An 18,974-nucleotide genomic window follows, 5' to 3' on the forward strand; every position below is an offset into this window, starting at 1 on the left:
ATGGAGGAGGCCGCACTTGCGCGACTGTTGGTGGTCGTCATGCCGTTCGGAAAGTATCGGGGCCGGGTGCTGGCCGATCTGCCGGGGCATTATCTCAACTGGCTTGCCCGTGCCGGGTTTCCGCCCGGCGAACTGGGGCGCCTGTTGTCCCTGATGCACGAAATCGACCACAACGGTCTGCGCGACCTGCTGCGGCCCCTGCGGCGCTGAAAGGACCGCCTGTCGCGGTCGACCGGCCCGTCAGGGGCCAAAAGGAGGGGCGCTGTCAGGCAGCGCCCCGTCCACTCATTTCACGCCGAACTGGGCGCGCAGGCAGGCCATGTAATCAGGTGCAGCGACCTTGTCCTTGCATGCTTCGCGGGCCTTCTGGACCATTTCGCAACGCTGCGGATCGACGGCCTTGCTGCAGTCGGCGGGCGGCATCTTCTGCTGCACGCACTGGCGGAAGGCGGGGCCGGTCTGGCCCTTGCATTCCTGGTAGACCTTCTTGCGCGCTTCGCACTGCTGCGGGTTGGCCGCCCTGGCGCAATCGAAGTTCTGCATCTGCTCGTGCAGGCACTGCCGGCGGTCGGGACCGAACTTGTCCTTGCACGCTTCGCGCGCCTGTTCGCGCGCCGCCTGATGTGCCTTGCACGCTTCCGGGTTGGCGGTCTGGGCGCAGTCGCGCGGGGCACGCGGGCCGGCGCCGCGCGGCCCCATGCCGGCGCCGGGGCCGCCCATACCCGGCCCCATCCCGGGTCCCATGCCCGGCCCCATGCCGCTCATTCCCATGCCGCCCATCCCGGGTCCCATGCCTTGCGCGGGCTGGGCCAGCGCCGGCAGACAGATCAGGGAAGCCATCAACGCACTGCCAATCATCATCAAGCGGGTTTTCATGATCATCTCCTTGTGGTTGTTTCGTCTTCATTCTAGGCGCCTGCCGGCGGCCGGCCGCGACCAATTGTAAATGAGTGCTACCGCCCCGGGCGGGGCTTACAAAGCGTTACGTATGACATGATATAGTCCGCCGCATGAACGAAATCAACGTGCACGAGCACCGCCTGGCGCTTTCGGAAGTGCTCGACTGGATGGTCGGCGACGGCCTCGTCGAGCGCGAAACGGCCGAGGCGCTGAAAGTCGAGCGGCGCCTGCACAGCGCCCGGGAACATCCGCTGGTCGTCATCGCCGACCAGAAATGGCGCCCGCCCGGTCAGCCGGCTCGCCTGCTCACCCTGGAGAACCTGACCGAGTGGCTGGCCGGCAAGACCGGCCTCGACTATCTGCACATCGACCCGCTCAAGATCGATTTCACCGGCGTCGCCGAAGTCATGTCGAGCGCTTATGCCGGGCGCTTTTCCATCCTGCCGGTGCAGGTGACGACGCGCGAGATCGTCATCGCCACCGCCGAGCCCTTCGTCCGCGAATGGCTGCCGGAACTGCAGCACATCCTGCGCAAGGAAATCCGCCGGGTCATGGCCAACCCGGAGGATATTTCCCGCTACCTGGTGGAATTCTTCAACCTCGCCAAGTCGGTCAAGAAGGCGGCGGCGAGGGGCGAGGTGACGGCCGGGCTGTCGAGCTTCGAACAGCTGGTCGAGCTGGGCAAGGGCAACCGCCAGTTCGACGCCAACGACCAGCACATCATCCACATCGTCGACTGGCTGTGGCAGTACGCTTTCGACCAGCGCGCCTCGGACATCCACATTGAGCCCCGGCGCGATGTCGGCATCGTCCGTTTCCGCATCGACGGCGTGCTGCATCAGGTGTACCAGATCCCGATGGCGGTGATGAACGCGATGACCAGCCGCATCAAGCTGCTCGGGCGCATGGACGTGATCGAGAAGCGCCGTCCGCAGGATGGCCGGGTCAAGACGCGGACACCGGGCGGACAGGAGGTCGAGCTGCGCCTGTCGACGCTGCCGACAGCCTTCGGCGAGAAGCTGGTGATGCGCATCTTCGACCCCGAGGTGCTGGTCCGCGACCTGCGCTCGCTCGGCTTTTCGAAGGACGACGAGACGCGCTGGCAGCAGATGACGACGACGCCCAACGGCATCATCCTGGTCACCGGGCCGACCGGTTCGGGCAAGACGACGACGCTGTACACGACGCTGAAGCAGCTGGCGACGCCCGAGGTCAACGTGTGCACCATCGAGGACCCGATCGAGATGGTCGAGCCGGCGTTCAACCAGATGCAGGTCCAGCACAACATCGACCTCGGCTTCGCCGACGGCGTGCGGGCGCTGATGCGGCAGGATCCCGACATCATCATGATCGGCGAAATCCGCGACCTGGAAACTGCAGAAATGGCGATCCAGGCGGCGTTGACCGGGCACCTCGTGCTGTCCACCCTGCATACCAACGACGCGCCCTCGGCCATCACCCGCCTGCTCGACCTCGGCGTGCCGGCCTACCTGATCAACTCGACGGTGCTCGGCGTCATGGCCCAGCGCCTGGTGCGGACGCTGTGCCCGCACTGCAAGAAGCCGGTGCCGATCAGCGAGGACCAGAAGGCCGCCTGGCGGCAGCTGGTGGCGCCGTGGAAATCGAACGAACCGGTGCAGCTGCATCAACCGGTCGGCTGCCTGGAGTGCCGCATGACCGGCTACAGCGGGCGCGTCGGCATCTACGAAGTCCTGCTCAACTCGCCCGAACTGCGCAAGCACGTGCGGCCCAATGCCGACATCGCGACCCTGCGCGACCTCGCCTGCCGCGAAGGCATGCGCCCGCTGCGCATCTCCGGCGCGCTGAAGGTGGCGCAGGGGCTGACCTCGCTCGACGAAGTGGTCAAGGTGGCACCGCCCGGCGACGAACAATAACGCGATTGATGCTGGTCAGAATCGGCTCGGGGGCGGATAATTGCGCCCAATTTTCTGGGGGGAGAAATCATGGCAGTCGAGTTGTTCAACGATGGCAAGCACATCGTCCACGCCTTCTACGATCTGGTCGATGAAAAGACCACCGGTGCGGTCCAGTGCAACCAGTTCCTGATTGTCGACAACGGCCACGGCGCGCTGATCGATCCGGGCGGCACGATGACCTATACCGGCCTGCTGATGGACATGCAGAAGTATTTCTCGTCCAAGGATCTCGACTACATCTTCGCCTCGCACCCCGACCCCGACATCATCGCCTCGGTCAACAAGTGGTTCGTCGCCTCGCATTGCAAGGTCATGATTTCCAGCCTGTGGACGCGCTTCGTGCCGCACTTCACGACCGGCAAGGATGTTTCCGAACGCATCATCGGCATCCCGGATCCAGGCGTGCTGATTCCGCTCGGTCAGTGCAAGATCGCCGCCCTGCCGGCGCACTTCATGCATGCCGAGGGCAACTTCCAGTTCTACGATCCGGTGGCCAAGATCCTGTTCTCCGGCGACCTCGGGGCGTCCATCGTGAACTCCGCGAGCGCCGGCGAGCCGGTCACCGACTTCGACAGCCACGTCAAGTACATGGAAGGCTTCCACAAGCGCTACATCGTCTCCGGCAAGATCTGCAAGTACTGGGCGAACATGGTGCGCCAGCTCGACATCGAGCAGATCGTCCCGCAGCACGGCAACCGCTTCGTCGGCAAGGATGCCGTCAACAAGTTCATCAACTGGATCGAGCGCCTCGAGTGCGGCGTCGACCTGATGACGCAGGACAGCTACGCGCTGCCGCGTAGCTGATCCTCTCCGGCGGGGCGGATGAATTTCCGCCTCCCGGACACGTCGACCGCAACCGGCGGTCTCAGATCAGGCTGGCCTTGCGCCGCACGGCGTCTACGTAGGCCAGCGCATCCATCTGCCCCCCCTGGCGCTGCGCCCGCCAGATCGTTTCGCCCAGGCATTCGAGGATGACGTGCTCGGCTGCGTGCGGGTCGAGGCGCGCGCGCAGGGCCTCGAACGCGGCGCGGATGCCCGGCGGCTGGTCGATGCTGACCTGCTCGTGAATTGCCAGGTGCAGCGACAGGTGCAGGAAGGGATTCATCTGTCCGCTCTCCGGCGTCCAGTCGTGCTCGACCGCCTGCTCGGGATCGTTCAGCAGCGCGTGGTATTCGGGATGGCGGGCGGCGATGTCGGCGGCGGTGACTTCGGCACCGACCAGCGGCAGGCGTTCCTGGTGCTTCTTCCAGGCGTCGCAGAAAAACCGGCGGACCTGGTCGCGGGAGGGATTAAACATGGGCGCTTTCGTATAACAGGGTGACGACGGCGTTCTGGAACAGGCGATTTTCGCCGCCGACCGGCGCGATCTGGCCGCTGCCGTAGGCGCCGACCAGCGGCACGCCGGGAAACTGCTCGCGGAAAGCCAGCAGGTCGCGGTCGTCGTCGCCGTAGAACAGCGGGCCGCGGCCGAGGCAGGAGAACATGACGGCGAAATCCGGCCTTGTTTCGGGGTTGACCGCAGCCAGCAGCGACTGCCGCATGTCCTGTTCCGTCGCCAGCGGCTGGCGCATGGCCCAGCGCACCGGTTCGCCGGGGAGCAGGGGGGCGGCCAGCGTCAGCGAGCCGTCGCCGTTGGCGGTGAGGATGGGCAGGGCCGGCATCCCGGGCTGGCGGACGACAACGAGCTGGTGCAGCGGCGGATTGTTGCGCGCATCGGCCGGCAGGCAGCGCTGCAGGCTGGCGCTGGCGGCTTGCCCGCCGATGCGCTGCACGTCGTAGCCGTTGACGGCATCGACCGTGAGTTCCCCGCTCAACAGGCGCAGGCCCAACGAACAGGCCAGCCGTGCCTGCACGCCGGGCAGGCGGGCGGCAGCGCAGGTGTCGTCGGACAGCCGGCCGTGCGCCCAGGCGGCGGCGTCGGCATCGAGCAGGCCGGCGCGCGGCGGGCCGGCCTGCCAGTCGTAGGGCAGGGTGTGGTGGCCGGTGAACGACAGCAGCGGGGCATCCGGCACCGCCGCCGGCGCCGCTTCGTCCGGCGCGATGACCAGTGCCGCGGCGCCGGCGTCGTCGAGCAGCCAGCCGCCATCGCTGAGCAGGCCGTAGGCGGTGCAACCGGCGACCTCCAGGGTGCCGGCGGCACGGGCGGCGGCGACGACGGCCGGCTGTGCGTGGTGCGCGAAGTCGCGGGTGAGAAAGAGGAGAACGCCGGCCGCGCGTTCGCAGCCGGCGCGCGCCAGCGCCTCGCGGACGGCGGTGGCCGCCAGCTCGGGCGCCGGCTGGCGGCCGCTGACCAGGCAGCTGGCGACCTTCACGCCGTCTTGCCCTTGTAGGCGCAGAGGTCGAACACGACGCAGCATCCGCAATCCGGCTTGCGCGCCTTGCACACGTAGCGGCCGTGCAGGATCAGCCAGTGGTGGGCATCCCGCCTGAACTCGTCCGGCGTCACGCGCAGCAGCTTTTTTTCGACCTCGTCGACGGTCTTGCCGGGCGCCAGCCCGGTGCGGTTGCCGACCCGGAAGATGTGCGTATCGACGGCGATGGTCGGGTGGCCGAAGGCGGTGTTGAGCACCACGTTGGCCGTCTTGCGGCCGACGCCGGGCAGCGCCTCGAGTGCCGCGCGGTCCTCGGGAACCTCGCCGCCGTGCCGTTCGAGCAGCATGCGGCAGGTGGCGATGACATTCTTCGCCTTGGTCCGGAACAGCCCGATGGTCCTGATGTATTCGGTCAGCCCTTCCTCGCCGAGTGCCGCCATGGCGGCCGGCGTCGGGGCGACGGGAAAGAGCCGGGCCGTCGCCTTGTTGACGCCGACGTCGGTCGCTTGCGCGGAGAGGATGACGGCGACCAGCAGCTGGAAGGGCGAGGCGTATTCGAGCTCGGTCGCCGGCGCCGGGTTGGCGGCGCGCAGGCGGGCGTAGAACTCGGCGATGTCGGCTTTTTTCATGGTGGCAGGTTCAGGACACGACGGCCAGCGGGATGCTGGCGGGGCGCCGCCGCGGCCGTTCGTCGGCGAATTGCGCGCGCGCCCGCAACTGCCCGCAGCCGCCGTCGACGTCCTGGCCGGCCGAATCGCGCAGCTTGGTCAGGATGCGCCGGCGATGCAGGCTGCGTACCAGTTCGGCGGCCCGCTCGCCGGGCGGGCGGCGGAAGGCGAGGGCGTCGACCGTGTTGTAGGGGATCAGGTTCATGATCGCGTACTTGCCGGTCAGCAGGCGGACGATGCCGTCCATTTCCTCGTCGCTGTCGTTGATGCCTGCGAGCAGCGTCCATTGGTACTGGATCGGGTAGCCGGTGGTGCGTGCGTAGCGTTCGCCTAGTTCGACCAGTTCCTCGGGATCGATGCGCGGCGCCTTGGGCAGCAGGCGGGCGCGCAGTTCGGGATTGGTCGAATGCAGCGACAGGGCCAGCGCCGGCACGACGCGCTGCTGCGGTAGACGCTCGAAAACGCGGTAATCGCCGACCGTCGAGAAGACCAGGTTCTTGTGCCCGATGCCGCCGGCGGTGCCGAGCAGATCGATGGCGTCGAGGACGTTGTCGAGGTTGTGCGCCGGCTCGCCCATGCCCATGAAGACGACGCGCTTCACCGTGCGCCGGGCGCGCGCAAGGACGACCTGGGCGACGATCTCGGCGCTCTCGACCTGGCGCAGCAGGCCGTCGCGCCCGGTCATGCAGAACTGGCAGCCGACCGCGCAGCCGACCTGGCTGGAAACGCAGACGCCGTCGCGCGGTAGCAGCACGCTCTCGACGGTCTGGCCGTCGGCGAGTTCGACCAGTAGCCGTTCCGAGCCATCGGCGCCGGGGTGGGCGGAACGCAGGCGGGCGAGGTTGCGCAGTTCCGCTTCGAGCCCGGGCAGGGCGGTGCGCAGCGCCAGCGGCAGGTAGTCTTCGGCGCGCTGGCGGCGGGTGCCGGCGGCCAGTGGCCGGGCCGCGGTCCACGCGCGCAGCACGCGCGCTTCGTGGCAGGGCAGGGCGCCGGCCGCCTGCAGTTTGTGGCGGAGTTGTTCGATGCGCATGGCGCGCGAAGGCGGGCGGGCCGGCGGCTCAGTGGGCGCCGGCGGTGGCCACCGACGCCGGCGGCTTGCGCTGGGCGCGCGCAGCGGCGCGGGCATCCATCCAGTTCTTCCAGGCGATCATGCAGCCGAGCAGGATGAAGGCGCCGGGCGGCAGCAGGGCGAGGAGGAAGCCGGGATAGCTTTCGGGCAGCAGCTGGATCGGCTGCAGGCTGGGGAAGACCATGTCGATGCCGCCGAACAGCGTGCCGCTGCCGAGCAGTTCGCGCATGCCGCCGAGCAGGGCCAGGGTCCACAGCATGCCGACGCCCATGAAGACACCGTCGAAGGTGGATTGCAGCGGTGGGTTCTTGGCGGCGAAGGCTTCGACGCGGGCGAGCACGATGCAGTTGGTGACGATCAGCGGGATGAAGATGCCGAGCACCAGATACAGCTCGTGCAGATTGGCGTTGAACAGCAGGTCGACAACGGTGACCAGCGCGGCGACGATGAGGATGAAGACCGGGATGCGAATCTCGTGCGGGATGAAATTGCGCAGCGAGGCGACGGCGACGTTGGACAGCGCCATCACCAGGATCGTCGCGAGCGACAGCATGATGCCGTTGACCGCGTTGGTGGTCACCGCCAGCAGCGGGCACAGGCCGAGGATCTGCACGATCGAGGTGTTCTGTTTCCAGACGCCGTTGTGGGCGATGGTGCGGAATTCGTCGCGGGTGATCATTTGGCGGCTCCCGTTTCGGCAAAAATCTGGTCGCGGTTGGCGGCGGCCCACTTGACGGCCTTCAGTACGGCCTTGGACACGGCGCGCGGGGTGACGGTTGCGCCCGCGTGATAGTCGATGCGGCCGCCGTCCTTCTTCACCTTCCACTCGTTGTCGGCGACCTGGGCCAGCGACAGGCCGGCGAACTGGGTGATCCATGGATGGGTCTTGTTCTTGTCCTTCTTGACCTCGATGTAGTCGCCGAGCCCCGGGGTCTCCTTGTGCTGGGTGACGCGCACGCCGGCCACCTGGCCGTCGGCGCGCACGGCGACGATCAGCCGGATCTTGCCGGCGTAGCCGTCCGGCGCGACCGATTCGAAGACCATGGCCACCGGTTGGCCGCCCTTGCGCGCGCGGTAGAGGGCGGTCGGATCGGCGAGGCCGAGTTCCGGCGTCGGCGGCAGGGTGATGGTGTCGGCGAGCAGCGCGTTGTCGTATTCGCTGCGCGGCAGCACCTCGTCGACCAGCTTCATCTTCTCCTCGGCGGCCGAGGCTTCGATCGCCGGCTTGGTCCACAGGTAGGCGCCGGACAGCAGGCCGGTGAAGATGATGACGAAGACGAAGAGGATCGCCGCCGTGCGCGCGGCCATGCCGGCGGCGGAAAATTCCTTGGGTACCGCGGTCATGCCTTGTCCTTCATGCCGAAGATCGGCGGCTGGGTCAGCAGGTCGATCAGCGGCGCGCACAGGTTCATCAGCAGCACGGCGAAGGCGACGCCGTCCGGGTAGCCGCCGAAGACGCGGATGATGTAGGCGAGCAGGCCGGCGCCGGCGCCGAAGATCAGCTTGCCGCGTGGCGTCGTGCAGCCGGAGACGGGGTCGGTGGCGATGAAGAAGGCACCGATCATGGCGCCGCCGGAGAACAGGTGGAATAGCGGGCTGGCGAACTGCGCCGGCTTGTACAGCCAGAGCGCGCCGGAGATCAGCACCAGCGCGCCGATGAAGGCGACCGGCACGTGCCAGGTGATCAGCTTGCGCTGCCACAGCCACAGGCCGCCGAGCAGGTAGCCGGCGGCCACCCATTCCCAGCCGCGCCCGGCGAAGTTGCCGAAGATGTCCTGGTTGGCCAGCAGCTGGGCGACGTCGACGCCGCTGTCGCCGAGCTTGAGCGCCGTCTTCAGAGCATCGAGCGGCGTCGCGCCGGACAGCGCATCGACGCGCGGCGCCAGGCCGAGGATGACGTTGAGCTGCTCGACCAGCGGCATCTGCAGGCCGACGCTCGGCCACTGCGACATCAGCGCCGGGAAGGAAACGATGCAGACGGCGAAGGCGACCATCGCCGGGTTGAACGGGTTCTGCCCGAGGCCGCCGTAAAGGTGCTTGGCGACGACGATGGCGAACACGGTGCCGAGGGCGACCAGCCACCACGGGGCGAGCGGCGGGAAGGTGAGGGCGATCAGCCAGGCGGTGACGACGGCCGAGCCGTCGGAGAGGAACATCGCCTGCGGCTTGCCGCGCAGCTTGAGCATCAGCGATTCGGCGAGCAGCGCGGCGGCCGAGGCGATTGCCAGCTGGACCAGGATGGCCGGGCCGATCAGCCAGGCGTAGGCGACGATGCCGGGCACCAGCGCGATGCAGACCTGTGTCATGACCTGGCTGACGCTGACGTCCTTGAGGAGATAGGGGGCGGGGGCGAACATCACTCGGTTTTCTCGCCGGCCGGGCTGGCCGCGTCGGCGTCGGTCAGGTGGGCGACCTGGCGGCGCGCTTCGATTTCGTCGATTTCCTTCTGCTGGGCGCCGCTCAGCGCCTCGACATTCTTCGGCTGGGCGGCTTCGCGTTGCGCCTTGGCGCGCGCCATGGCCGCCTCGATGGTGGCCTTTTTGGCCTCTTTTGCGGCGTCGACCGCAGCAGGCGCCACTTCCGGCGCGGCCGCGGCGGTCTCCGCTGCGTCGCCCCCGGCGGCGGCCGCGGCCGCCGCTTCCGCCGCCTTCTTGGCGGCCTGGGCGGCGGCGGCCCTGGCCAGCTTTTCGGCCTTTTCCGCCTTTTCGCGCTCCTCGCGCAACTGCTTGAACTCGAAACGCGCCTTGGCACCGTCGGCTGCGTTCTTCTCGCGTTCGCGCGCCCAGATCTCGCTCTTGGCGAAGCGGAAATACTGGACCAGCGGAATGCGCGACGGGCAGACGAAGGAACAGCAGCCGCATTCGATGCAATCGAAGATGTGGTACTCCTGCGTCTTGCCAAAGTTTTTGGCGCGGGCGAACCAGTACATCTCGAACGGTTGCAGTTCGTGCGGGCAGGCCTGGGCACACGCGCCGCAGCGGATGCACGGCATTTCCGGCGGCTTGGGCGGGAACAGGCGGTCGTCGTGGGCGATCAGGCAGTTGGTTGCCTTGACCACCGGCACGTGCGGGTCGGGCACCAGGAAGCCCATCATCGGGCCGCCCATGATGATGCCGTCGGTATCCGGGTGCGGTGTGGCGAGCTTGAGCAGCTCGTCCATCGGCGTGCCGATCAGCACTTCGTAGTTGCGCGGTGCGTGGACATTGCCGGTGACGGTGACCAGGCGCGAAACGACCGGCTCGCCGTGGGCGATGGCACGCCACGCAGTGTAGGCGGTGGCGACGTTGAAGCACTGGACGCCGAGGTCGGTCGAGCGCTTGGCGGCCGGCACCTCCTTGCCGGTCAGGACGCGGATCAGCTGCTTGGCGCCGCCGGCCGGATAGAGCGTCGGCACCGGGACGACCAAAAACGGCTCCTGCAGCGCGTCGACCGCAGCACGCATGGCGGCGGCGGCTTCCGGCTTGTTGTCTTCGATACCGATCAGCACCTTCTTCGGCTGCAGCAGGTCGCGGAAGATGCCGATGCCGCGCACGACTTCCTCGGCGCGCTCGCGCATCAGGAGGTCGTCGCAGGTGATGAAGGGCTCGCACTCGGCGCCGTTGATGATCAGTTCTTCCATCGGCACCGTCTTCGAGGCGGTCAGCTTGCCGTGGGTCGGGAAGACGGCGCCGCCGAGGCCGACGACGCCGGCCTGCTGCAGGCGTTCGCGAACTTCCTCGGGGGTCAGGGCCTTGTAGTCGACGGCCTCACGGGGAATCCACTCGTCCCTGCCGTCCGGCTCGATGACCACGCACAGCGCGTCGAGGCCCGAAGGATGGGGCTGCACGTGCATCGCCACCTCGACGACGGTGCCCGAGGTCGGGGCATGCACGGCGGCGGAGATCCAGCCGTCGGCCTCGCCGATCAACTGGCCCTTCAGCACCTTGTCGCCGGCCGCGACGACCGGTCGCGGCGTGCCGCCGATGCTCTGGTGCAGCGGCACGACGAGGCGCGACGGCAACGGCGCCTGGGCGATCGGCAGGGTGACGGATTGCGTCTTGTTGGTCGGCGGCTTGACCCCGCCCTTGAACTTGAACAGGTTCATCAGCATCAGGCAGCCTCTTTCAGCGCGGCGGCCTTGATTTCTACCACGGGGTATTTCCACTTCCAGTTGTCGATGTTCTCAGCGATCGGCTCCATGCGGATGCATTCGACCGGGCACGGCGGCAGGCACAGTTCGCAGCCGGTGCACAGCGGGGCGACGATGGTGTGCATCTGCTTGGCGGCGCCGACGATGGCATCGACCGGACAGGCCTGGATGCACAGCGTGCAGCCGATGCAGGTGTTTTCGTCGATGATGGCTATCTGCTTGGGCTTTTCCTCGGCATCCAGCGGCTTGACCTCGCGGCCGAGCAGGTCCGCCAGGCGCTGCACGCCCTCGACGCCGCCCGGCGGGCACTTGTTGATTTCCTCGCCCTTGGCGATCGCTTCAGCGTAGGGTTTGCAGCCCGGGTAGCCGCACTGGCCGCATTGCGTCTGCGGCAGGATGGCGTCGATCTTGTCGACCAGCGGGTCGCCCTCGACCTTGAACTTGATCGAGGCGAAGCCGAGCGCGGCACCGAGCACGACGGCGCCGAGGGCCATGATGGCGATGGCGAGCAGGATGTCCATGGCGCCTACTGGTACTTGTCCAGGCCGGCGAAGCCCATGAAGGCGAGCGCCATCAGGCCGGCGGTGACCATGGCGATGGCGACGCCGCGGAAATAAACAGGCACTTCGGCGCCCTCGACGCGCTCGCGGATGCCGGCGAAGAGGATCAGCACCAGCGAGAAGCCGACCGCGCTGCCGGCACCGAAAAGGAGCGACTCGACGAAGTTGTGGCCGTTGGCGATGTTGAGCAGCGGCACGCCGAGCACGGCGCAGTTGGTGGTGATCAGCGGCAGGTAGATGCCCAGTGTCTGCTGCAGCGTCGGCGAGGTCTTGGCGATGACCATCTCGGTCAGCTGGACGATGGCGGCGATGGTGACGATGAAGGACAGCGTGCGCAGGTATTCCAGCCCGAAGGGCATGAGCAGGAAATGGTCGATGATGTAGCTCGCCCCAGTCGCCATGGTCAGCACGAAGGTCGTCGCGGCGCCCATGCCGTAGGCGGTCTCCAGCTTCTTGGAAACGCCCATGAAGGGGCAAAGACCGAGGATCTTCACCAGCACGACGTTGTTGACCAGCACCGCGCCGACGAGGATGAAAAGGTAGTGGCTCATGGATTGGGGAGGAATCGAGGCCCGTATTATCCGGCTTTGCCGCGGCGCGAACAACCGCAAGGAAAATAAGGGCTTAGACCTTTTTCTTCATTACATATGCCAGAGTATCGGCCACTTCTCTGACGAGATCCGGACCGCGGTAGATGAAACCGCTGTAGAACTGCACCAGGCTGGCGCCGGCGCGGACCTTTTCGGCCGCGTCCTCGCCACCCATGATGCCGCCGACGCCGATGATCGGCAGTTCGCCGGCGAGCGCCGTCGCCAGCTTTTTCAGCACGTCGGTCGACTTGCGGAAGACTGGCGCCCCCGAGAGGCCGCCGGCTTCGTCGGCGTTCGGCAGGCCCTCGACGCCGTCGCGCGACAGCGTGGTGTTGGTGGCGATGACGCCGTCCATCCTATGGCGGCGCAAGGCGTCGGCGATCGCCGCGATCTGCTGGTCGTCGAGGTCGGGGGCGATCTTGAGCGCCAGCGGCACGTACCTGCCGTGCTTGTCGGCGAGCACTTCCTGGCGCGCCTTCAGCTGCGCCAGCAGGTCGTCGAGTGCCTCGTCCTTCTGCAGCTCGCGCAGGTTCTTGGTGTTGGGCGACGAAATGTTGACGGTGACGTAGCTGGCGTCGTTGTAGACCTTGTTCAGGCAGATCAGGTAGTCGTCGGCGGCGTGCTCGATCGGCGTCGTCGCGTTCTTGCCGATGTTGATGCCGAGGATGCCGCCTTCTTTCGGGAATTTCGCCATCCGCACGTTTTCCAGCAGGCGGTCGACGCCGGCGTTGTTGAAGCCCATGCGGTTGATGATGCCCTGCGCTTCCGGAATGCGGAACAGGCGCGGACGCGGGTTGCCGTCCTGCGGCTTGGGCGTCACGGTGCCGATCTCGATGAAGCCGAAGCCGAGCCGGGCCAGCGCGTCGATGTGGTCGCCGTTCTTGTCCAGCCCGGCGGCGAGGCCGACCGGGTTGGGAAATTTCAGGCCCATGGCCTCGACCGGGCAGGGTGTCACCGGCTTGGCCAGGCAGCCGGCGAAGCCGGTGGCGTTCAGGAAGGAAACGCCGCTCATGCCGATGCCGTGGGCAGTCTCGGCGTCGAGGGCGAAGAAGAATTTGCGGATGAGTGGATAGAGCATGGGTCGCGATTTTACCGCATTGCAGCAAATTCCCGGTGTCCGGGATCGCGTTTTCCACTATCCGCCAAGCATGTGTCGCACGCCGAGCAACACGCCCATGCCGGCGATGAAGGGCAGCCACGGGTTGCGCGACAGTGCGGCGGCCGCCACCGCGGCGCCGGCCGCCGCCAGTTTCGGGTTGAAGACCTCGACCGTGCCGCCGACGACCAGCACGTCCGGCGCGACGATCGCCGCCAGGGCGGCGGCCGGGGCATAGCGCAGGGCGCGCTGGAGCACCGACGGCAGGGCCACGCGGCTGCCGAGGACGATGAATCCGGCGCGCGGCAGGGTGGTGGCCAGCCCGATCAGGATGAAGACCAGCCACAGCGAGGCGTCGTAGTTCATGGCTGGCGCCCCTTGTGTTCCCAGTGTTCGGCCGCGAAGCCGGCGGCGATGCCGGCGCAGATGGCGACCACGATCCCCAGGCGCAGCGGCATGTCGCGCAGCAGCGTGGCGCTGGCGCCGCCGACCACGGCGGCGACCAGCATCGGGCGCACGCGGGCCATCGGTACCAGCAGCACGATCAGGGCGATGGTGGCCATGAATTCGAGCGACCACTGCCTGGGGATGAAGCCGGCGGCGTGGATGCCGAGCAGTGCGAAAAGCTGCCACAGCGCCCACGACCAGACGGCCGGCGCCAGGTAGTAGCCGAGGCGCCAGTGCGGATCGTCGGTATGCAGCATGCGGTCGAGGCAGGTGGCGAAGACGCCGTCGGTCAGCAGGTGGCCGGCCAGCCAGCGGCCCGGCGTGCCGATGCCGCGAAAGCCGGGGGCGATGGCGGCGCTGAAGATGACGAAGCGCAGGTTGAGGGCGAGGGCGGTGGCGACGATCAGCCACAGCGGCGCCTCGCCGGCGATCAGCGGCAGGGTGCCGAGCTGGGCGGTGCCGGCGAAGACGATAATGTTCATGCCCATCGCCTGCAGCGGCGTGAAGCCGGCGCTGGTCATCGCCATGCCCATCACCAGTGCCCACGGCACGAGGCCGACCGAGAGCGGCAGGAAGGTGACGAAGCCTTCACGGGCGCCGGCCAGAAAGCTCGCCGGGAATAAATGTCCTGAGGATGGCATGGGGGGCGAAGATACCGCATATGCCGGCAACAATCTGTAACAACGCGGATTGGCCGCGGGACGCTAAACTATGCCCCCATGTCGAATCCGCTGCGCCCCCTGACGTTATTCCTGTTCGGTCTGGCCGTTTCGGTAGAGGCCGTCGCTCTGGACCCTTTCGATACCGCGCGGATCACGCCGCCGCGTCCGACGCCACAGGCGGCCGGGCGCGCCGCCGACGTCCCCTGCGCGCGCGAGGTGCCGGCGGCACCGCTGACGGCGATCGACGCGGTCGACCTGACGCTGTGCAACAACCCCCAGACCCGCGAAATCTGGGCGGCAGCGCGCGTGCAGGCGGCGCAGGTCGGGGTCGCGCAGGCGGCCTGGCTGCCTGGCCTTGACGGCCGGGTGGGCGCCAGCCGCTACCAGAACGACGGCCGCTACTACAACGCCAGCAGCGCGGCGCTGACGCTGTCGTGGCTGGTCTTCGATTCCGGCGCCCGCTCGGCCAACGGCGAAAGCGCCCGGCAACTGCTGGCCGCCGCTGCCGCGACGCAGGATTACACGGTGCAGACGCTGTTCCTCTCCGCCCTGCAGGCCTTCTACACGGCGCAGGCGACGCGCGCCGCCGTCGTGTCGACCACCGAGGCCGAGCGGGCGGCGCGCGAGGGCTTCAATGCCGCCGAATCGCGTTACAACGTCGGCGTTGCCACGCCGGCCGACCGCCTGCTGGCGCAGACGGCGCTGTCGCAGGCGACGCTCAACCGCATCCGCGCCGAAGGCGAAGCACGTAACGCGCTCGGGGCGCTGGCCAACGTGATGGGCTTTCCGGCCGGCCGCAACCTCGAGCTGGTGGCGCCGCCGGCGACGCTGCCCGATGCCGATTTCCAGCGCGAGGTGGCGGCGCTGATCGCCGAAGCCGAGGTCCGGCGCCCTGACCTCAAGGCCGCCGAGGCGCAGGTCAGGGCGGCGCAGGCCAACGTCGACCTGGTGCAGGCGCAGGGGCGGCCGACGGTCAGCCTGTCGACCGGGCCGACCTGGGCCGAAACCGATCGCGTCTCGGTCAATGGCGGGGTGCTCGGCGTCACGGTCAACCTGCCGCTGTTCACCGGTTTCGACACCACCTACCGGGTGCGCGCCGCCGAGGCGCAGGTCGACGTCCGGGCGGCCCAGCTCGACCGCCTGAAGAACCAGGTTGCCCTCGACGTCTGGAAGGCCTACCAGAGCCTGACCACCGCCACGCAGAGCCTGCGGACGACGGTCGACCTGGTCGCCAGCGCCGAGCAGTCGGAGCGCGTCGCGCTCGGCCGCTACAAGGCCGGTGTCGGCACCGTGCTCGACCTGCTGACGGCGCAGAGCGCGCTGGCCAGCGCCCGGCTGCAGCGCATCCAGGCGGCGCTCGACTGGTACGTTTACCGCGCCACCCTGGCCCAGTCGGTGGGTGCCCTCGATTACACGCTGCTGCAACCGGCGGCGGAAGGAGAACCATGAAACCTATCGGCAGGATCGCCCTCGGCCTCGCGCTCGCCGCCGGCCTGATCGGCGGCGGCGTCTGGTACGCCAAGCAGCGCACCGCGCAGAACCCGGAGAACCGCTACAAGCTGGCGACGCTGGAAAAGGGGGACGTGACGCAGACGGTGTCGGCCAACGGCACGCTCAACCCGGTCGTCCTGGTCAGCGTCGGCACCCAGGTTTCCGGCACGGTGAAGAAGCTCTACGTCGATTTCAACGACAAGGTGAAGAAGAACCAGCCGCTGCTCGAACTCGACGATGCGCTGGTCTCGGCGGCCGAGCGGCAGAGCGCGGCCAACGTCGTGAATGCCCAGGCGGCGCTGGAGCTGGCGCTGGCCAGCGAGGCGCGCATGAGCGCGCTGTTCGCGCAGGAATACGTGTCCAAGCAGGAATACGACCAGTCCCGCCAGGCGCTCAAGTCGGCGCAGGCGCAACTGGCGCTGGCGCGCGCGCAGAACGACCGCGACCGCGCCAACCTCAACTTCACCGTCATCCGCTCGCCGGTCGACGGCGTCGTCGTCGACCGTGTCGTCGACCTCGGCCAGACGGTGGCGGCCAGCTTCCAGACGCCGACGCTGATCAAGATTGCCCAGGACTTGTCGGAAATGCGCATCGACACCAGCTTCGCCGAAGCCGACATCGGCCTCATTCGCGAGGGACAGAAGGCGCGCTTCACGGTCGACGCCTTCCCCAACCGCAATTTCACCGGCGAGGTGCAGCAGATTCGCCTGAACCCGACCAACACGCAGAACGTCGTCACCTACAACGTGCGGGTCAATGTGGCCAACCCCGAGCACGTCCTGCTGCCGGGCATGACGGCGTACGTCAACATCGCCGTCGACCGGCGCGAGGGCGTGCTGCTGGTGCCCAACGCCGCGCTGCGCTTCAAGCCCGCCGACGCCGGCGCGAAGAAGGCGGAAAATGGCCAGAAACCGGCGTCGACCGCAACCATGGGTCCCGGCATGGGCGCCGGCATGGAAGGCCGGGCGCCCGGCGAGAAGAAGGGCAAGAAACGCGACGGCCAGAGCGGCACCGTCTTCGTGCTGGACGGCGGCGAGATCCGCCCGGTCAGCGTGCAGATCGGCATCACCGACAATCGCAATACCGAAGTGCTCGGCGGCGACCTGAAAGAAGGCGAGCGCGTCGTCATCGGCGAGAACAGCAACGGCAGCAAGCCGCCCTCCAGCGTCGGCATGCGGATGTTCTGATGGTCGAGCCGGTCATCCGCGTGGTCGGGCTGGGCAAGTCCTACGAAACGGCGGCCGGGCTGTTTCCGGCCCTGCGCGGCGTCGACCTGGAAATCCGGCCGGGCGAGTTCATCGCCATCATGGGGCCGTCGGGTTCCGGCAAATCCACCTTCATGAACCTGCTCGGCTGTCTCGACACGCCGAGCAGCGGCGACTATTTCCTCGCCGGCGCCAATGTCGCCCATCTCGACAAGGACGCGCTGGCGCGGCTGCGCAACCGGACCCTCGGCTTCGTCTTCCAGGGCTTCAACCTGCTGCCGCGCATGACCCTGCTCGACAATGTCGCCCTGCCGCTGGTCTATGCCGGCGCCGACAGGGCGATCCGGCGCGCCGCCGCCCGTACCCTGCTCGAAAAGGTCGGCCTCGGCAAATATGCGGACTCGCTGCCCAGCCGCATTTCCGGCGGCCAGCAGCAGCGCGTGGCGATCGCCCGGGCGCTGGTCAACAAGCCGCGCCTGCTGCTCGCCGACGAGCCGACCGGCAACCTCGACAGCCACACCAGCGAGGAGATCATGGCCCTGTTCGGCGAGCTCAACCGCGAGGGCATCACCATCGTCCTCGTCACCCACGAACCCGACATCGCCGCCCATGCCCGGCGCCAGGTGCGCTTCCTCGACGGCCACATCGTCAGCGACCAGCTCACCGAAGCGGAGATCGCGCCGTGCTGAAGGCGATGCTCGGCGAAGCCTGGATGGCGATGGGCGCCAACCGCCTGCGCACGGCGCTGACCATGCTCGGCATGGTGATCGGCGTCGGCGCCGTCGTCATCATGATGGCCATCGGGCAGGGCGCGCAGTACGCGGTGCAGCAGACCATCAGCACGATGGGCAGCAATCTGTTCATCGTCCTTGCCGGCTCCTTCACCACCGCCGGTGTGCGCAGCGGCTCGGCCGGCGCGCCGACGCTGAACGTCGCTGACGCCGAGGCGATCGCCGAGCTGGAAGGCGTCGTCAACGTCGCGCCGACCCACCAGGGCCGCCGCCAGCTGGCCTACGGCTCGCAGAACTGGAACGCCAACGTCGTCGGCACGACGCCGCCGTATCTCGATGCCCGCGCCTGGAGCATCGCCAGCGGCGCCGCCTTCGGCGATTCCGACGTGCGCTCGGCGACGCGCGTCGCGCTGATCGGCAAGACCACCGCGCAGAACCTGTTCGGCGACGAGGACCCGGTCGGCAAGACCATGCGCATCCAGCAGAACCCGTTCGTCGTCATCGGCGTGCTTGCCAGCAAGGGGCAGAACCTCGACGGCAACGACCAGGACGATACCGTCATCATTCCGTTGAGCACCGCGCAGCGCAAGGTGTTCGGCACGCCCTTCCTGGGCTCGGTGCGGATGATCATGGTCCAGGCCGAAGCGGCCGACACCATGCAGCGCACGATGGACAGCGTCGAGTCCCTGCTGCGCCAGCGCCACCGCCTGCGCGAAGGGACGCCCAACGACTTCTTCATGCGCAACCTGGCGGCGGCCGCCGAATCGGAAGCCGAAACCACGCGCACCATGTCCATCCTGCTCGGCGCCATCGCCTCCATTTCATTGCTGGTCGGCGGCATCGGCATCATGAACATCATGCTCGTCTCGGTCACCGAACGGACGCGCGAAATCGGCATCCGCATGGCCATCGGCGCCCGCCAGCGCGACATCCTCACGCAATTCCTGCTCGAAGCGGTGATGATCTCCTTCGCCGGCTGCCTGCTCGGCCTCGTCCTCGGCCTCGCCGTCGCCCTGGCGATCAACGTCTTCACCGGCATGGTCATCGTCGTTTCCGGTAGCGCCGCGCTGGTCGCCTTCGCCGTCGCCGCCACCGTCGGCATCTTCTTCGGCTGGTACCCGGCACGCAAGGCAGCGCGGCTCGACCCGATCGAGGCGTTGCGTTATCAATGAAAATG

The 18,974-nt window shown here is 67.9% G+C and carries 21 protein-coding genes; 7 read left to right on the forward strand and 14 right to left on the reverse strand.

The genetic code is table 11. The features are described from left to right. Complete coding sequence (locus GH660_RS08115; RefSeq protein WP_153146127.1) at positions 1-210, forward strand: DUF3820 family protein; 210 nt, start codon at positions 1-3, stop codon at positions 208-210. Between the two features lie 75 nt (positions 211-285). Here the strand turns inward: GH660_RS08115 and GH660_RS08120 are convergent, their stop codons facing one another. Next, positions 286-876 carry a hypothetical protein gene (locus GH660_RS08120; protein ID WP_153146128.1) on the reverse strand — a complete coding sequence of 197 codons (591 nt, stop codon included), beginning with the start codon at positions 874-876 and terminating at the stop codon, positions 286-288. A 134-nt stretch (positions 877-1,010) separates the two neighbouring features. Between GH660_RS08120 and GH660_RS08125 the strand changes: the two genes are divergently transcribed. After that, on the forward strand, positions 1,011-2,795 hold the full coding sequence (locus tag GH660_RS08125) for a GspE/PulE family protein (protein WP_153146129.1): 1,785 nt from the start codon (positions 1,011-1,013) through the stop codon (positions 2,793-2,795). A gap of 69 nt (positions 2,796-2,864) precedes the next feature. Continuing rightward, entirely contained in the window at positions 2,865-3,641 is a 777-nt protein-coding gene (locus GH660_RS08130; RefSeq protein ID WP_153146130.1) for an MBL fold metallo-hydrolase, read from the forward strand. Between the two features lie 61 nt (positions 3,642-3,702). On the opposite strand, the gene GH660_RS08135 is transcribed toward GH660_RS08130, so the two are convergent. The 13 genes from GH660_RS08135 to GH660_RS08195 form a co-directional block, all read right to left on the reverse strand. After that, complete coding sequence (locus GH660_RS08135) at positions 3,703-4,134, reverse strand: DUF1841 family protein (protein WP_153146131.1); 432 nt, start codon at positions 4,132-4,134, stop codon at positions 3,703-3,705. Next, the gene (locus GH660_RS08140) at positions 4,127-5,149 is read right to left on the reverse strand and encodes an FIST C-terminal domain-containing protein (protein WP_194266254.1); all 1,023 of its coding nucleotides are present in this window, start codon (positions 5,147-5,149) and stop codon (positions 4,127-4,129) included. Before GH660_RS08140 ends, GH660_RS08135 begins: the two co-directional genes overlap by 8 nt. Then, positions 5,146-5,778: an endonuclease III gene (gene nth, locus GH660_RS08145; protein WP_153146133.1), complete on the reverse strand. Its 633-nt coding sequence runs from the start codon at positions 5,776-5,778 to the stop codon at positions 5,146-5,148. Before nth ends, GH660_RS08140 begins: the two co-directional genes overlap by 4 nt. A 10-nt stretch (positions 5,779-5,788) precedes the next feature. Beyond that, the gene (locus GH660_RS08150) at positions 5,789-6,847 is read right to left on the reverse strand and encodes an RNA methyltransferase (RefSeq protein WP_153146134.1); all 1,059 of its coding nucleotides are present in this window, start codon (positions 6,845-6,847) and stop codon (positions 5,789-5,791) included. A gap of 28 nt (positions 6,848-6,875) precedes the next feature. Further along, positions 6,876-7,565, reverse strand: a complete 690-nt coding sequence (locus GH660_RS08155; protein ID WP_194266255.1) for an electron transport complex subunit E — start codon at positions 7,563-7,565, stop codon at positions 6,876-6,878. Further along, a complete protein-coding gene (gene rsxG, locus GH660_RS08160) occupies positions 7,562-8,230 on the reverse strand; it encodes an electron transport complex subunit RsxG (protein ID WP_153146135.1) in 669 nt (222 codons plus the stop codon). Before rsxG ends, GH660_RS08155 begins: the two co-directional genes overlap by 4 nt. Then, the gene (locus tag GH660_RS08165) at positions 8,227-9,243 is read right to left on the reverse strand and encodes an RnfABCDGE type electron transport complex subunit D (protein WP_153146136.1); all 1,017 of its coding nucleotides are present in this window, start codon (positions 9,241-9,243) and stop codon (positions 8,227-8,229) included. The genes rsxG and GH660_RS08165 overlap by 4 nt, the downstream gene beginning before the upstream one ends. Continuing rightward, positions 9,243-10,976: an electron transport complex subunit RsxC gene (gene rsxC, locus GH660_RS08170; RefSeq protein WP_153146137.1), complete on the reverse strand. Its 1,734-nt coding sequence runs from the start codon at positions 10,974-10,976 to the stop codon at positions 9,243-9,245. The genes GH660_RS08165 and rsxC overlap by 1 nt, the downstream gene beginning before the upstream one ends. Further along, positions 10,976-11,530, reverse strand: coding sequence for an electron transport complex subunit RsxB (gene rsxB, locus GH660_RS08175; protein WP_153146220.1), 555 nt, complete (start codon positions 11,528-11,530; stop codon positions 10,976-10,978). The genes rsxC and rsxB overlap by 1 nt, the downstream gene beginning before the upstream one ends. 11 nt (positions 11,531-11,541) lie before the next feature. Continuing rightward, positions 11,542-12,126 carry an electron transport complex subunit RsxA gene (gene rsxA, locus GH660_RS08180; RefSeq protein ID WP_153146138.1) on the reverse strand — a complete coding sequence of 195 codons (585 nt, stop codon included), beginning with the start codon at positions 12,124-12,126 and terminating at the stop codon, positions 11,542-11,544. A gap of 73 nt (positions 12,127-12,199) precedes the next feature. Further along, the gene (locus tag GH660_RS08185; RefSeq protein WP_153146139.1) at positions 12,200-13,243 is read right to left on the reverse strand and encodes a quinone-dependent dihydroorotate dehydrogenase; all 1,044 of its coding nucleotides are present in this window, start codon (positions 13,241-13,243) and stop codon (positions 12,200-12,202) included. 57 nt (positions 13,244-13,300) lie between these two features. Beyond that, on the reverse strand, positions 13,301-13,627 hold the full coding sequence (locus GH660_RS08190; RefSeq protein ID WP_153146140.1) for an AzlD domain-containing protein: 327 nt from the start codon (positions 13,625-13,627) through the stop codon (positions 13,301-13,303). Next, on the reverse strand, positions 13,624-14,349 hold the full coding sequence (locus tag GH660_RS08195; RefSeq protein ID WP_153146141.1) for an AzlC family ABC transporter permease: 726 nt from the start codon (positions 14,347-14,349) through the stop codon (positions 13,624-13,626). The genes GH660_RS08190 and GH660_RS08195 overlap by 4 nt, the downstream gene beginning before the upstream one ends. Positions 14,350-14,427: 78 nt before the next feature. On the opposite strand from GH660_RS08195, the gene GH660_RS08200 reads away from it, so the two are divergent. Genes GH660_RS08200 through GH660_RS08215 form a run of 4 tightly spaced genes read left to right on the forward strand, consistent with a single transcriptional unit; the run spans position 14,428 to position 18,969 of the window. After that, positions 14,428-15,819 (forward strand): TolC family protein, encoded by a 1,392-nt coding sequence (locus GH660_RS08200; protein ID WP_153146142.1) that lies wholly within the window; start codon positions 14,428-14,430, stop codon positions 15,817-15,819. Further along, positions 15,816-17,048 (forward strand): efflux RND transporter periplasmic adaptor subunit, encoded by a 1,233-nt coding sequence (locus GH660_RS08205; protein ID WP_153146143.1) that lies wholly within the window; start codon positions 15,816-15,818, stop codon positions 17,046-17,048. Before GH660_RS08200 ends, GH660_RS08205 begins: the two co-directional genes overlap by 4 nt. Continuing rightward, complete coding sequence (locus tag GH660_RS08210) at positions 17,048-17,755, forward strand: ABC transporter ATP-binding protein (RefSeq protein ID WP_153146144.1); 708 nt, start codon at positions 17,048-17,050, stop codon at positions 17,753-17,755. Before GH660_RS08205 ends, GH660_RS08210 begins: the two co-directional genes overlap by 1 nt. After that, positions 17,749-18,969, forward strand: coding sequence for an ABC transporter permease (locus tag GH660_RS08215; protein WP_153146145.1), 1,221 nt, complete (start codon positions 17,749-17,751; stop codon positions 18,967-18,969). The genes GH660_RS08210 and GH660_RS08215 overlap by 7 nt, the downstream gene beginning before the upstream one ends. Positions 18,970-18,974 lie beyond the last annotated feature (5 nt).

It is taken from the genome of Dechloromonas sp. H13 (genome assembly GCF_009469615.1).
GTDB lineage: Bacteria > Pseudomonadota > Gammaproteobacteria > Burkholderiales > Rhodocyclaceae > Azonexus.

Excerpts from the sequence above, each read along its gene's own strand:
- GH660_RS08115 (WP_153146127.1), top strand. The coding sequence starts at position 1 with ATGGAGGAGGCCGCACTTGCGCGACTGTTGGTGGTCGTCATGCCGTTC.
- GH660_RS08120 (WP_153146128.1), bottom strand. The coding sequence starts at position 876 with ATGAAAACCCGCTTGATGATGATTGGCAGTGCGTTGATGGCTTCCCTG.
- GH660_RS08125 (WP_153146129.1), top strand. The coding sequence starts at position 1,011 with ATGAACGAAATCAACGTGCACGAGCACCGCCTGGCGCTTTCGGAAGTG.
- GH660_RS08130 (WP_153146130.1), top strand. The coding sequence starts at position 2,865 with ATGGCAGTCGAGTTGTTCAACGATGGCAAGCACATCGTCCACGCCTTC.
- GH660_RS08135 (WP_153146131.1), bottom strand. The coding sequence starts at position 4,134 with ATGTTTAATCCCTCCCGCGACCAGGTCCGCCGGTTTTTCTGCGACGCC.
- nth (WP_153146133.1), bottom strand. The coding sequence starts at position 5,778 with ATGAAAAAAGCCGACATCGCCGAGTTCTACGCCCGCCTGCGCGCCGCC.
- GH660_RS08150 (WP_153146134.1), bottom strand. The coding sequence starts at position 6,847 with ATGCGCATCGAACAACTCCGCCACAAACTGCAGGCGGCCGGCGCCCTG.
- GH660_RS08155 (WP_194266255.1), bottom strand. The coding sequence starts at position 7,565 with ATGATCACCCGCGACGAATTCCGCACCATCGCCCACAACGGCGTCTGG.
- rsxG (WP_153146135.1), bottom strand. The coding sequence starts at position 8,230 with ATGACCGCGGTACCCAAGGAATTTTCCGCCGCCGGCATGGCCGCGCGC.
- GH660_RS08165 (WP_153146136.1), bottom strand. The coding sequence starts at position 9,243 with ATGTTCGCCCCCGCCCCCTATCTCCTCAAGGACGTCAGCGTCAGCCAG.
- rsxC (WP_153146137.1), bottom strand. The coding sequence starts at position 10,976 with ATGCTGATGAACCTGTTCAAGTTCAAGGGCGGGGTCAAGCCGCCGACC.
- rsxA (WP_153146138.1), bottom strand. The coding sequence starts at position 12,126 with ATGAGCCACTACCTTTTCATCCTCGTCGGCGCGGTGCTGGTCAACAAC.
- GH660_RS08185 (WP_153146139.1), bottom strand. The coding sequence starts at position 13,243 with ATGCTCTATCCACTCATCCGCAAATTCTTCTTCGCCCTCGACGCCGAG.
- GH660_RS08190 (WP_153146140.1), bottom strand. The coding sequence starts at position 13,627 with ATGAACTACGACGCCTCGCTGTGGCTGGTCTTCATCCTGATCGGGCTG.
- GH660_RS08195 (WP_153146141.1), bottom strand. The coding sequence starts at position 14,349 with ATGCCATCCTCAGGACATTTATTCCCGGCGAGCTTTCTGGCCGGCGCC.
- GH660_RS08200 (WP_153146142.1), top strand. The coding sequence starts at position 14,428 with ATGTCGAATCCGCTGCGCCCCCTGACGTTATTCCTGTTCGGTCTGGCC.
- GH660_RS08205 (WP_153146143.1), top strand. The coding sequence starts at position 15,816 with ATGAAACCTATCGGCAGGATCGCCCTCGGCCTCGCGCTCGCCGCCGGC.
- GH660_RS08210 (WP_153146144.1), top strand. The coding sequence starts at position 17,048 with ATGGTCGAGCCGGTCATCCGCGTGGTCGGGCTGGGCAAGTCCTACGAA.